The sequence below is a fragment of the Pelagibius sp. genome, from assembly GCF_965227505.1.
GTDB lineage: Bacteria > Pseudomonadota > Alphaproteobacteria > Kiloniellales > Kiloniellaceae > Pelagibius.
In genome coordinates, this window is the sequence record NZ_OZ245757.1 from 705,636 (window position 1) to 718,259 (window position 12,624).

Sequence of the window (12,624 nt, forward strand, 5' to 3'; positions counted from 1 at the left end):
AGGATAGCCTCTTGCCCGACACAGCTATCGCGAATCAGTTTGATGAGGTCCCGACCTTTGACGACATCCTGCACGCAGCCGATCGGCTTCGTGGCTGGGCGACAGAGACACCTCTGCTGGAGTACGCCGCGCTGAACGAGTTGGTTGGCGGCAGGGTTTTGCTCAAGGCGGAGTCGCTCCAGCGAACCGGTTCTTTCAAGTTTCGCGGGGCCTTTAACAGGATAGTCCAGCTTCCAGAAGCTCAGCGCAAAAACGGGGTTGTGGCTTTCTCGTCGGGAAACCATGCCCAAGGCGTCGCCGCCGCGGCCGCTATTCTTAATCTCCCCGCGGTCATCGTGATGCCGAGAGACGCGCCGAAAATCAAGGTGCGAAATACGAAGGCTTACGGGGCAGAAGTCATACTCTACGATCGACTGTCAGACTCTCGCGAAGAGATCGGTGACCGGATCTGCCGGGAGCGCGGCGCTACTCTTGTGCGACCCTACGATGACGGCGGCATCATCGCAGGCCAGGGAACCTGTGGTCTTGAGATCGCGCACCAAGCGGAAGCCCTGGGCGCAAGGCCGGATACACTGCTGGTGTGCTGCGGCGGTGGCGGACTGACTGCGGGTTGCGCGATCGCCCTTGAGCGTACGTTGCCGGGCGCCACCGTGATGACAGTCGAACCGATCGACTACGATGACACAAGACGATCCCTCGAGGCCGGACAAATCCTGCGGAATGACGCATCATCAGCGTCAATCTGCGATGCGCTCCTGGCACCGCAACCGGGAAGCCTCACCTTTGCTGCCAACAAGTCCCTTGTCAGTGGCGGCCTTGCCGTAGCAGACCAGGAAGTCAAAGCTGCGATGGCCTATGCTTTCCGGGTGCTCAAGCTGGTGCTCGAGCCGGGCGGCGCGGTCTGTCTTGCCGCGGTCTTGGCAGGCAAGATCGACTGTGCCGGCCGAACAGTGGCTTTGACACTGTCCGGCGGCAACGTCGACCCAGACCTCTACCGCACCGTTCTGCAGGACCAAGCCTGAAGAACCGGTGCGGCAGCGGCCCTCAACTGGCGAGAGGCTTGCTGGTCTGACTGCTTCCGCTGCTGGATGCCGTCGGTGCCGGCGTGACATTGCTGGCTCCGCCGGAAGACCTGCTCGCGCCTTCCAAGCGCTTGATGTTGCCTTCGATGAAAGCGCCCGCCTCGATAGCAAGGCTGTCATGAATAATGTCGCCGATCACTCGGGCAGACTTGGCCATTACGACCGACTTGGCTTTCACAGCACCATCGATGGTTCCGCAGATCCGCACAGCATCGCAACTGATATGGCCCTTGACCTGGGCTCCCTCTCCGACGGTGAGGGTCGCGCTGTCGATGTCACCTTCGACATAGCCATCCACCTGGATATCGCCATCGCTTCTCAGGTTGCCGGTTATTTTCAAATCGGCACTGATGATCGAAGGCACACCGCTGTTGGCGGGGCCGCGCTTCGGCTCCGTGCTGCTGGTGGGCGTCACAGATTCAGGGCTACCACTGGTCTCTTTAGTCTTTGAAAACATGCTTGCCTGCCGTCAAGAACTTCATGGGGTTGAGCGGAGCGCCGTTATAGCGCACTTCGTAGTGCAAGTGTGGACCGGTGCTGCGGCCCGAAGAGCCAACAAGACCAATCTTCTCGCGATTAGCTACCGACTGTCCTGATTTGACAAGAATCTTTTTGAGGTGGGCGTAGCGCGTTCGAATGCCATGGCCGTGATCGATCTCGATCATTCGGCCAAAGGGCCCACTCCAGCCGGCGTAGGTTACCGTACCTGGTGCTGTCGAATAGATGGGTGCCTTCATGCGCGCCCTGAAATCCAAACCGCGATGGTATGCCATACGTCCATTCAGCGGGTCTTTGCGCTTGCCGTATCCGCTGCTGATGGAATAGCTATCCAGCGGCACCGTAAGCGGCAGCGTGCGCATTATCTTCTGTAATGCATTCCAACGATTTAGGCGCAGATCTAAAAGCGACAGGGCAATTTCGAGTTCTGCATCGCCGTTAAAGTCGCCCGAGTAGTCACCGGCAATGAAAGGGCCGCCTTGGGAAGCGCCACTGCCTTCAACCCGTGCCAGCAGATCCTCAACCTTCAGGCCCGTCATCGCGACAGTACGCTCGATGCTGTCGACACCGAGTTCCGTCCGGTCTCGCAGGCGTTGAACAATACTGTGCTGCGCGGTGCGCAGACCCGACATGTTTTGGCGCACATCGGCGAGTTCGCTTTGCAGGACGGATCTGTCATCCGCCAGCCCATCACCCCGGTGGATCGCTGTCTCCAGAGACTGCTGCAGTGCGGAAACCTGTCGATCCAGTCCATCTTTGCGATCAGCTGCCAGCCTCAGTTGCGACTCAAGCACCTCAATCTCGTCTTGAAGCTGTGCTCTAGCGCTTTCGGTCGCGTGTCGCTGTTCCAGTGCTGTACTGATATTTGCGCGAAGGTCAGCAACTACTGCTTCAAGTTCAAGTCTTGCGGTTTTGGACTCGGACAGCTCGCTTTCCATAGCCTGCAGCCGCTGCCCCAGCATCTGGCGCACTTCCGCTGCTTCAACCGCGTCTGGCTTGACCTGCATCAGAACAGCACGCATGGACTGAACCCGAGCGCGCAGCGCTCGGTCGCGCTCAAGGATCTGCTCGAGTTCAGCGTCAAAGCCTTCAGCCTTCGCGCTCAATCCCACCCGCGCAGCCAACACCCTGTTTCTCTCGAACTCACTCTTGCGCAGGCGCTCTTCGATGTCGGCAACTGCGTCCTCACCCTCCACGCCATCGCGCAGCGCCGAAAGCAGATACGACTGATTGTCTTCGAGATTGCCTGCAATGCGCGCAAACTGCTCGTGGTATTCTGCGACTTCGCTTAACAGGGAAAAGTAGTCGAACTTCTGCTGCTCGATTTCTCGATCTTTGCCGACGATCGTGTATTCCTGCAGAACAAACCCGCCGCTCGCCGACAAAGTCCAAGCAAAGATCAGGAAGACACCAAGCAAGCAGACTTGTTGAGCGCGCACCGAGAGCCGCAAGACCGTGACGCGATCATGGGCACGGAGAATCAGTTCGCGCGGCACAAAGACCTCGCTCACCCTTGCAGCTATCTTCTTTCTCAAGCCCTGCAGCATGCTTCGGGCCAACCTCCCTGAACATGATCCAACGCGCTGGCCCAGACTTCAGCGACTGAAGCTCTCGCCAGAAAAGCCCGAACGAAAAAACAAAGTAATATCAAAATATTAACAGAAAAAATTAAATTGAAGTATCAATATTTCAGTTTAACAGCACAATGCAATTTAAAAGCGAATCAGAGCCATGTTCTTCAATGGTTGAATCGACACAGGCAGTAGATTCGAAACTATGCGTTAAGGCCCGCGACACCACCGACAGCGCGAGAGCGTCCAAACGCCCGCTCATCAAGCCGGATCAAACTTAAGCAAGAGTTAACACGCCTCTTGTGTCACATGGATTTCATGTGCGAATGAAATCGCCATCAGCCTGTAGACGGATAGGGCGCTTCCGACCTCTGAGGTCCTATCAGGAAGCCAAGGTGTCTGGGGGAGACTTGGGACGGGATTGCTAAGGCGCCCGGAAGAGCGAAGCCCCAGCCGACATATCGCATTTCAGAAGATCGCAGATACCCGTCAGGGGTATGGCGGACAGGGAGGGATTCGAACCCTCGATGCAGCTCTTAACCACATACTCCCTTAGCAGGGGAGCGCCTTCAGCCACTCGGCCACCTGTCCTCGCCGGGAAAAGCGCAGTTTTCCTAGCGTCTTGCCAAGGGGTCGCGCAAGCGCAAAGTGCAGGTTCGCGCAGAAAAGTACGGAACGGCGCTGGTTGCTCAGCCCACGGCCCAAATCCACGACGCTCGCGTCTCCGATAAGACCCTGAGCGCGCTCACCAGTCTCCCGGCGGGAGTGCTCTGAACAGCCACTCCCAGCCACTCTTCTGACTCTGCGTGGCTCTGCTCGCAGCACTTGGGCTCTTCGCGGCGGCCTGGATCTCTATCGGCGTTGAAGCGATGACCGGCAGGGCTGTCTCCGCAATGTCACCGCTTTTCTGGTCCCCGTTCTCGGCCTTGGCAATGATTGCTTTCGTTACACTGTTGCCGCCAGCCGTGATGGTGCTGTCCTTCCACTTCCATCGTGTCTGCAGCCAGGTCAGACGGGACGGACACATGGCCGCCTGGAAGAAGCCTCCAAGGGATGGCCGTAGTGAACTGCTAACTGCCGCAGGGTGCCTTCGTGACATATAGGCAAACGGCATCCACAAGCCCTGTGCGGACTTCCGGGGTGACGCTTTCCCAGAGCTCAGCAAGCCGTGCCGCAAGATCGCTTTCGACCTGGGCGCGGGCGAGTTGCCCCTCAAAGCCCCGAAGCCCGGAGGCATCGTAGCTGATAACGGTGCCATCCGGTGTGGTGAAGGCAATGCGTGCAGCTTCCGCCTCCTTGCCGGAGAGCCATTCAGCGACGACCGGCGGCGCGCCTTCCTCCCCGGGATAGATAATGCGCCCGGCTGTCATGCCGGCGTAGTTCGGTGGCGACCAGTTGAAGGGGGAGTAGGAAGCCTCTGTACCCACCGGCCGGTCTTCGGTCTCAAGAGCCTGCTGGCCCGTCGGGCCGAAGGTGGAACATGCAGTCAGGAGGATACCTGCCGCGAACAAGGCCGGCAGTTGGTAAGTTAAGGAGGGCATATCCGCTACTCCGTGTTCTTGTTTGGAACCAGCCACACAAGGCCGGCGGTGACCAGAATACCGATCGCTCCTACCACTTCTGAATCCAGACTGGTGACAGCTGCGAGAACCGAGGTGACGGCCGAGCCGATGGCGGCAGCAGCCGCCTTGTCATGAGCGGTGAACATGGCGGAACTCCTGATTGTCCTGGTAAGAAAGAAGCGGTCGGCTCAGATCAGCCTTGAGAGCAGAAATCCGCCGAGCAGAAGGATCACGCTACCCTGCCCGCCGATGATCCACCCCGTCAGGCGACGATGACCCTGCTCCATCGCAACGCGGGTATCGAAAATGCGCTGACGCAGCTCTTTCAGTTCATCGCGGGCTTCGCGCCAGCGCTCGCTGCAGCGATCTTCGTGGGTATCGATCTTATGATTGGCGGCGCGCGCCTGCTCGCGTGCGAAACGATCCTCGGTCCTGCGTTCCACCCAGCGCATCAAGCGGCCGGCCCCTCGTCTTTGCCAGCATGCGGAAGACGCCGCCAGCCCTCTCCGCTGGAGACCAGGCAAGTCGCACCGCCGGGCGTGGTTACGAGAATTGACCAGGAGCCGGAGGGCGAAGCCAGAACCTCTATCAGACCCCCGGCATTGGTGATGCCGCGGCCTATCGGAACTTCACCATAGCGCTCCGCCAACGCCTCCAAGAGCGCATCCCGAGGGGCGCACCGCGGCCCTTGCGCTTGCACCGCGCCGGTCACACACAACAAGCCGAGCAGCGCCAGGAGCGCCGCATTTCTCAATGCCGCCATGGTCGATGTCCTTTGGTTGAGAGTGATTCAGGGCGGAACTGCCTAGCTCCGCAAGTCCCGCGCCGAGATGTTTGAGTACATCTTTCCGCCGGAAACGCTTAAAGACGGAAACCGCGTCCTAGGCTGTTCGCTGGACAAATCAGGGTGCACTTACAGCCCCATCAGTATCGGGGCACTCTGGGGCGAAATCGCAGCACCAGCCGGGCGAAGGATAATATGCTGAGCTCGCCACGCACCTGTTCCCACTCCGCCAAAGGCCGCGGGGTTTTCTGTGCTGGCTGGATCAACAGTCTTGGATGCTGCCATTACAGTGGCACGTTCGCTGAAAGCGATTTCTTCGGTGACAAGGTTGGAGTATCCAGCCGGCGCTGTCACAGAGGCTCCCACAGCAGCATCATCCAACATGCCAACAGCGATATGCAGGGCACCATCATTGACAGACGCATTAGAGCCAGCATTCGGCATCCCTGAGCCACCTGAAGCGTCCACCAAAGGAACATCAAATGGGTTACTTGGATCAACACCGCGCCAGATTTGAAAACAGTAAGCTCCCTCAGCAAAAGGACTTGATATGCCCACATCAGGCGACGCACCCATTATCTTATATTGAATAGTTCCATGAGGGGATATCGATGGTGATAGATACTCCACTGTGTACCCATCAGATAAGAACAGAACTTGATGATTTTCGTCGTTATCAGCTGCTGTAAAAATAAACACTATGTCATTCTCTTGAAGCGCATTTATGAACTCTCCGCCTCCCAACTGTTCTATAGTACCTTGCTCGACAAATGTGATAGCCATGATCACACGCCCGCCTTCTCGAACACCTTGGCGCCGTAGAGTGTCGTTCCACCGTCGCGGCTCCAGATCACCACTTCTAGGATCGCACCGGTGCCCGTTGGCATCACTGGCGCGCCAGCGTCACCGAAGTCGATGCCAGCAAAGCTTACGGTGAAGGCGCCGGCTGTCGGTTGTCGGAGTTGCAGTGTGATCTTGCCCAGCGGTCCCGACGGCGGCCATAGCGTGATATCGATGTTGGTGATGTTGGCTGATAGTTGAAAATCAAAATCCGGGCCATTCTCGTAGTTTAGATTGAGTTCCCCTAAAGAGAATGCTCCGTCATCGTTCCTAACTGCATAGTCGCGGACCACGGCGCGGCGCAGTTCGTTGTCGCCCATTTGCAGGGCGCCGTTGAAGGTGACCGTGATCGAGTCGGCGCTTTCAGCAAAGATCGCTGCCTGCACGCCTCCGGCGGCGATACCCAGGCTGTCGGTGCCGACGCGGTAAAGCCCGGTGTTGGTGTCACTGGCGAAGGTGAAGGTCGGAGAAGCGACGGACCCGTCGGCGGCCTGACCAATCGATCCCGCCGGGCCTTGATCACCCTTCGCGACGGTCAGTTCCCAGAACACCGGCGAAATGTCCGGCGTGTTGCCCTGGTTGCTGGCCTGCAGACTGCGCCAGAAGCTGCCGTCGAAGGCCACCCCGTCGTCTGGACCGTAAACCGTGCCGGCGTTGTAAACCCCCTGAGGCGTGATGTTGATGCCGTCGGCACCGTCGTTGCCAGGAGGGCCTTGGATGCCTTGACCCCCTTGTATGCCCTGGTTTCCCTGAATGCCCTGATCGCCCTGCGGGCCCTGTTCGCCCCGTGCGCCGGTGCCGCTGACCGTCCAGGCATTGAAGGTACCGGAGCCCTGCGCTACTTCGATGTTCAGCGTCAGTGTGTTGGACACGCCGTCCCAAGCGGTGACCTGGCCCCACATGTAATGCGTCGCCGGCGCCGCCGTGCGCGCAACCTGAATGAACTGCCCGACCACAAAAGCCCGGTCATCGGCGGTCACGAACGCCTTCGTTCCCGCGCCGATGGTGACGGAGGACGTACTGGTCGTATTCAGTTGCGCGAAGGTCGCGGCGTTCGTCTCGCTGGTGGCCGCCGCCGCGGCGCTGCCGGCTGCGTTGGTTTCCGATGTGGCCGCCGCAGCTGCGGAAGACGCAGCATTGGTCTCGCTCGCCGCTGCGTTCAACGCCGAGCTTGAGGCAGTTGCCGCGCTGGCGGCTGCGTTGGTTTCCGACGTTCCCGCCGCGGAGGCTGAGGACGCGGCGTTCGTTTCGCTGTTCGACGCGTTGGAGGCCGAAGTCACCGCCGTCGATGCGCTGCCCGCTGCGTTCGTCTCCGAACTTCCGGCCGCCGTTGCCGAACCCGCCGCTGCGGCAGCGCTGCCGGCGGCATTTGTCTCGCTGGCCGATGCTGCCGAGGCGGAGTTCGCCGCGCTGGTCGCCGCTGTCTCGGCCGCGGTCCTGGCGGTTTCCACATCCTGCACGTTGATTGCGAGCGACCAGCGGTTGGCCGCCAGGTCCGTCGCAAAAACACCGGAGCTGTGGACAACCTCGCAAACGTAGATGTCATTGCCGGGAGTCACCCGAACGATATCAAGCGCCTCATAGTCCGTCGCCGTCGCCCAGTCACCCTGCCACATCCCGATCCGCGTCCGGTTCTCCAGGCCGTCTCCGGCCGCGTTCCAGGCGACTGGTTTCCCCGCTTCTGGCTCCGGGAAGGTCACGTCGGCCAGCGCCGTCGTCTCCTTGAACTTCACAGCACGGCTGAGCGCCTCTTCCAACTGCTGGTCGCGCAGGGCGGCCAAGTCGGCCATGCCTTCGACGGCGGTCGAGGGAAAGGCGCCGCCCAGCGGCAGGGCTGTCTGCTGCTCCGGCGGGATGGCCAGCTTCACCAACAGGGTCTCGCCCACCTGGGGCGTGTGGTCGGTCGGGCTGGTCGAGACCGTGACGGTGCCGCCGCCCGGCGCGCCGGCGCCGCTCAGGCTGTACTCGCTGCCCTCGGTCCAGAGGGTCTCGCTGCCGTCGGCCTGCTGCAGGATCACCCGCACATGGGCCGCGTCGAGAAACTTGAAGCCGGTGGGAAAGCCCGTCGTGCCGCCGTCACCGGCATAGCGGCTCTTGGCCGTGGTGGTCGCAATGGTCATGGGGTGCTCCTGGCAAGTCTCCTGATCGGGTGGGGGATTGTCGGGTGGAAAACGCTCGGCTGGGCACGGCGGCTCGGCTCGCGCGCGTCGCGAAGCGGTCTCTTGGGGTCGTTCAGCCGCGAAGACGGAAACGGATAGCCGGTCCTCGCTCGGTCCTCGCCGCCCTCAGGACCAGCGGCGCGTCAACGGCAAGAAAGCTCTGTCACTGAAATCGGGCAAGCGGCGCAGGGCGAGACCCGCCGCCCCGCCCTTCGAGCTCCGCCGCGAGGCGGCCGTTGCGCGCGCTGGGTTTCACGCAATACAGCCCGGGCCGCAGCCTGCTGCTCCGCCGGCAGGGCCTACAGGCCATGAAGGACCAGAGCCGCCTCCTCCCGGCTCAACAGGCGTTGCACTTCCGTCGTCAGGCCGAGGGCGGCTTGCGCCGCCGGGCGGGTGTTCAGCGCAAAGGGCAGGAAAGCCGGGTTCGCCCGCACCGCCGCAAAGGCCGCCGGCCGGTCCATCACGGTGGCCCCCAGGTCCTCGCACCGCGCCGTCAGCAGAGTCACTGGAGAGAACAAATATTGAACATCAAAGCAATCAGCGGTAGAGTTGAAGAGGCTCGGGACCAAGCGACCAATCATTACGCTTCGGCGTTAGACTCAGAGATTGATATGAACGAAAGACATCGAAACCGTTTCTGTTTCTTTTGGCGGTCCGCTTTCGCGATCTGCGCCCTATGGCTGCTGCTGTTGAACGCGCACCCTGCCGCAGCCGACTTCGATGCGGGCATGACGGCTTTCGAGAATGGCGATTTCGTCGCGGCCCACGACGCATGGCTGCCCTTGGCAGAGGCCGGAAATGCGGATGCTCAGTACTGGATCGGCGAACTCTACAGCTTCGGAAAGGGTGTCACCAAAGACTTCGACGCAGCGCTCCCTTACTACCTGAAGGCCGCCTATCAGGGGCACGGCAGGGCGCAATACGAGGCCGCCTCGCTATTGAAGTCCGGAAATCGGAGAGATGAATCCAACGAGATGCTCTCGTTCAGCCTCTACATGCGCGCAGCCGTGAATGGAGTTACCTCAGCATACGTCAGTATCGCCAGCGCATATTGCTTTGGGATCGGCGTCGATGAAGATCCGGTGATTGCCGACATCTGGATGGCACTGGCGATGGGACCCTTCGCAGATCGCCTTGACGTCATGGAGGGCGTTTTTTGCGACATCTTTGGCAAGAACGACGAAGCTTATCTTCGAGAAATCAATCGCAGAGCGGGGCTGCTAAAGCAGGCTTACGGTCTGGCAAGCTACCCACCGCCCTGACTGGCGCAAGGAGGTGGCATGAAGCAGCTTCATCGCCAACTTTGGGACCTCATTGAGTCCACTAGCGCCGCAGCGAACTGCGCGCTGCTAGGTCTGGACCAATGTCATGATTTCGGCCTCGTAAAGATCCCCCGACGATACAATTCCGCTTCATATGCACTGCGAAGACTGTCCTGTTGAGCCTCACTGAGCTCTCCAATTGCGGCTACTAGAAGGGCATACGGATTGACCAACGCCGCCACCTCCGCGACGTCCGCCACAAAGTCTGCCACCTCGACCGACCCTCCCAGCGATCGGTAAACGCTGTAGACCTCCGCATCGGTCAACGCCCATGGTACGGTTTCGGGGCGATCGAGCGCACGGTTGACCTTGGCCTGAAGCTGCCCAACGAGAAACTTTTGATTGGTGCCCTCAAGGGCTCCTATCTCTTTTTTGAGGCTTTCCTTCTCTTGAAGATCACCGGCAGCAATGGCCTGACGCACATTCATTATTCTGCGTATCAGCCCCCGCACGACGATGGCGTCCTCAGCACGTGCGATATCGCCTCTCAAAGCTGGGGTGATGCCAAGCGTGATCAGATCCTCGTCGAGCTTTCGAGTTGCCCCCAAAGCAACAAAACTGGGTTCAGTGACGGCGTGTTCCGATGGCGCAGCATCTGGGTTTGACGAGACCACCTGATCACGCGCATCAAGCCTCATGAATGGCCGTTCATTCCCAGTTCGGAGATTCCGATCCTCTATTCCCACTTCACGCAAAGCAAGCGCGAGCGCATCGGCGAAGGGATAACCGTTACGCAGATTCTGCGCCGCTAGGCGACGCGCCAGATCTTCGATCTCTGAACTTGCCCCGGCCCTCTCGGCTTCTCGGTTGATGTGTTCCTCGAAGCTCGCCACCTCTGCTGGGTCGAGACCATCAACGAGCGCGTCGTAGTTCTCTTTTCTGAGCGGACGGTATCTGTTCAACAATCGTTGTTCGGAAGGGCGCACATCGCTCCTTGATTCTTCTTGCGAAGTCGAAAGCGCGGCGCTCGCATCATCAGAAGACTGGGCGCTAGTGGGTACAGAATTCGTTCTACGCGGCTTGAGCAGGGGACGCGGTGGCAAAGGGGCCGCCTCCCCTTCGGCCAGCAGAAGCTGTGCCGTCTCCGCGATGATGTCGCTTTCGAAACCCGCGCGCGGTGGCTCGGGTGCTTCGCTGATGGGGCGCACAGGAGTGATACTGTCGCCGGCATCGAGTTGGGCCGCCAGGGGCGCCGCTAGTCCCGCCTCCTCCAATTCCGCCGCGAGGCGGCCGCTGCGCGTGCCCTGGGTCTCGCTCAGGGCGGAGAGCGCCGCCGCCTGCTGGTCCGCCGGCAAGGACTGCAGGCCCTGGCGCATCGACGCCGCCTCCTCCCGGCTCAGCAGACGCTGCTCCTCCGCCGTCAGGCCAAGGGCCGCCTGCGCCGCCAGGCGAGCGTCCAGCGCATAGGGCAGGAAGGCCGGGTTCGTCCGCACCGCCGCAAAGGCCGCCGCCACCGCCGGCTGGTCCATCACATAAGCCGCCGGGTCCGCGCGCCGCGCCGCCAGCAGAGCCTCGCCGCCGCGCCGCACGCCCTCCTGGATCTCCAGCCGCGCCGCCCGGTCCGGCGCCTCCGCCGCCGGGCTCAGAGCGTCGATGGCGCTTTCGAAGTCGGCCTCCGGCGCAAAGCGCAGACCCTCCACCGCGCGGTTCACCCGCTGGCGCGTCTCCACCGCCAGCTCGACATCCGCCAGGTTCCCCGCCGCCAGCAGAGCATTCATGGTCTCGCTCAGTTCCTTCGGCGGCCGGCGGCCCTGTTCCGCCGCCGCCACCTGCGCCCGGGCATGGGCCTGCCCCTGCGCCGTCTCGCTCTGCAGTCGCCAGCGGGTCTCCGTCAACAACTGATCCTTTAGCGCCGGATCGTCCAGGGCCGCGTCGTAGAGCCCCGCCTCCAGGTCCGTCACCACCGCCGCCGCCGGCTGGCCGCGCAGCATGTCGGTATAGAGCTCCCGCTGAAAGGCCGTGCCCTCGCGGTCCAACTGCGTGGCCGTCAGGGCGCCGGCTTCATGGAGGCCCTGCAGCAAATCCAGGCCCTCGGCCAGCAGCATCTCCGCCGCCGCCGGATCGTCGACGGCTTGAGCCTTCAGCCCGGCAAGCGTTTCCGCCTTCGCCTGCTCCAGCGCCGCCACCTTCTGGTTCTGCGCAAGCTGCAGGCTGTGCAGCACATGGGCCCGCTCGACCGGTTCGGCGGCCGCCCGTGCCGCCGCCCGCTGCCCCGGCGCCAGGACCTTTAGCCGCTGCTCCCCCTCTGCCCGAATTGTCTCTTGTGCCTGGCGCGCGACATCCACGGGCGAGCTGCCGTCGTAGTCCTGGGTTCGGTTCAGTTCCTTCCCCTGGCCGCGCATCGCGACTTTATGCCCGATAGCGGCAACGACACCTTCCGCAGCCTGTGTTCTGCCGATGACGGCCGGCACACCGGCAAAGGTCCTTGGTGCCGCTCCGGCAAAGGCGGTGTTCCTGTGGCCGGGCTCACGGGCATCTCCGCCCCTGTCGCGACCTTTGCCGCCGGTCTTGTTGCCCTGTTTCTCCTTCGGCTTCGGGTCGTCGCTGCCCTTGGTTTCGTCCTCCGGTGGATTGCGTTCCAGCTCCGCCAAGCCGGCTGCGAGGTCACCCAGCCCCAAGCCCAGCCCGGCAAGCCCGCGTGCCGCCGCGAGGCCGAAGTCTTCGGCCGTCGCCCGCACCCCGGGATCGCGGGTCACGCCTGCGGAAACGGACCGGACATCGGAAACGGAAGGAATTCGGGGCATCGCATGAGCCTCATGATTGAGTGGATTCTGACTGTTTGGAACGGGCCTCGAAGGGCCCCGGG

11 protein-coding genes and 1 tRNA gene are annotated in these 12,624 nt (G+C 61.6%); 2 read left to right on the forward strand and 10 right to left on the reverse strand.

The window, feature by feature from the left end; translation table 11 throughout:
* Positions 1-11 precede the first annotated feature (11 nt).
* Entirely contained in the window at positions 12-1,022 is a 1,011-nt protein-coding gene (locus ACO06P_RS03380; protein WP_420348598.1) for a threonine ammonia-lyase, read from the forward strand.
* 22 nt (positions 1,023-1,044) lie between these two features.
* Here the strand turns inward: ACO06P_RS03380 and ACO06P_RS03385 are convergent, their stop codons facing one another.
* From ACO06P_RS03385 to ACO06P_RS03425, 9 genes are all read right to left on the reverse strand, one after another.
* A complete protein-coding gene (locus tag ACO06P_RS03385) occupies positions 1,045-1,539 on the reverse strand; it encodes a bactofilin family protein (RefSeq protein ID WP_420348599.1) in 495 nt (164 codons plus the stop codon).
* Positions 1,523-3,127: a peptidoglycan DD-metalloendopeptidase family protein gene (locus tag ACO06P_RS03390; protein WP_420348600.1), complete on the reverse strand. Its 1,605-nt coding sequence runs from the start codon at positions 3,125-3,127 to the stop codon at positions 1,523-1,525. The genes ACO06P_RS03385 and ACO06P_RS03390 overlap by 17 nt, the downstream gene beginning before the upstream one ends.
* 522 nt (positions 3,128-3,649) lie before the next feature.
* A tRNA-Ser gene (locus ACO06P_RS03395) sits at positions 3,650-3,742 on the reverse strand.
* Between the two features lie 479 nt (positions 3,743-4,221).
* The gene (locus ACO06P_RS03400; protein WP_420348601.1) at positions 4,222-4,692 is read right to left on the reverse strand and encodes a hypothetical protein; all 471 of its coding nucleotides are present in this window, start codon (positions 4,690-4,692) and stop codon (positions 4,222-4,224) included.
* A gap of 5 nt (positions 4,693-4,697) precedes the next feature.
* Positions 4,698-4,859: a hypothetical protein gene (locus tag ACO06P_RS03405; RefSeq protein ID WP_420348602.1), complete on the reverse strand. Its 162-nt coding sequence runs from the start codon at positions 4,857-4,859 to the stop codon at positions 4,698-4,700.
* A gap of 42 nt (positions 4,860-4,901) precedes the next feature.
* Positions 4,902-5,165, reverse strand: coding sequence for a hypothetical protein (locus ACO06P_RS03410; RefSeq protein WP_420348603.1), 264 nt, complete (start codon positions 5,163-5,165; stop codon positions 4,902-4,904).
* Positions 5,166-5,626: 461 nt separating this feature from the next.
* Positions 5,627-6,286, reverse strand: coding sequence for a hypothetical protein (locus tag ACO06P_RS03415; RefSeq protein ID WP_420348604.1), 660 nt, complete (start codon positions 6,284-6,286; stop codon positions 5,627-5,629).
* Complete coding sequence (locus tag ACO06P_RS03420; RefSeq protein WP_420348605.1) at positions 6,283-8,457, reverse strand: hypothetical protein; 2,175 nt, start codon at positions 8,455-8,457, stop codon at positions 6,283-6,285. The genes ACO06P_RS03415 and ACO06P_RS03420 overlap by 4 nt, the downstream gene beginning before the upstream one ends.
* A gap of 338 nt (positions 8,458-8,795) precedes the next feature.
* Positions 8,796-9,002 carry a hypothetical protein gene (locus ACO06P_RS03425; protein WP_420348606.1) on the reverse strand — a complete coding sequence of 69 codons (207 nt, stop codon included), beginning with the start codon at positions 9,000-9,002 and terminating at the stop codon, positions 8,796-8,798.
* A 15-nt stretch (positions 9,003-9,017) separates the two neighbouring features.
* Between ACO06P_RS03425 and ACO06P_RS03430 the strand changes: the two genes are divergently transcribed.
* Positions 9,018-9,758: a tetratricopeptide repeat protein gene (locus tag ACO06P_RS03430; RefSeq protein WP_420348607.1), complete on the forward strand. Its 741-nt coding sequence runs from the start codon at positions 9,018-9,020 to the stop codon at positions 9,756-9,758.
* Positions 9,759-9,862: 104 nt separating this feature from the next.
* On the opposite strand, the gene ACO06P_RS03435 is transcribed toward ACO06P_RS03430, so the two are convergent.
* A complete protein-coding gene (locus ACO06P_RS03435; protein ID WP_420348608.1) occupies positions 9,863-12,562 on the reverse strand; it encodes a hypothetical protein in 2,700 nt (899 codons plus the stop codon).
* Between the last annotated feature and the right edge of the window lie 62 nt (positions 12,563-12,624).

Coding starts and splice junctions, on each gene's coding strand:
- ACO06P_RS03385 (WP_420348599.1), bottom strand. CDS start 1,539: ATGTTTTCAAAGACTAAAGAGACCAGTGGTAGCCCTGAATCTGTGACG.
- ACO06P_RS03390 (WP_420348600.1), bottom strand. CDS start 3,127: ATGCTGCAGGGCTTGAGAAAGAAGATAGCTGCAAGGGTGAGCGAGGTC.
- ACO06P_RS03400 (WP_420348601.1), bottom strand. CDS start 4,692: ATGCCCTCCTTAACTTACCAACTGCCGGCCTTGTTCGCGGCAGGTATC.
- ACO06P_RS03405 (WP_420348602.1), bottom strand. CDS start 4,859: ATGTTCACCGCTCATGACAAGGCGGCTGCTGCCGCCATCGGCTCGGCC.
- ACO06P_RS03410 (WP_420348603.1), bottom strand. CDS start 5,165: ATGCGCTGGGTGGAACGCAGGACCGAGGATCGTTTCGCACGCGAGCAG.
- ACO06P_RS03420 (WP_420348605.1), bottom strand. CDS start 8,457: ATGACCATTGCGACCACCACGGCCAAGAGCCGCTATGCCGGTGACGGC.
- ACO06P_RS03435 (WP_420348608.1), bottom strand. CDS start 12,562: ATGCCCCGAATTCCTTCCGTTTCCGATGTCCGGTCCGTTTCCGCAGGC.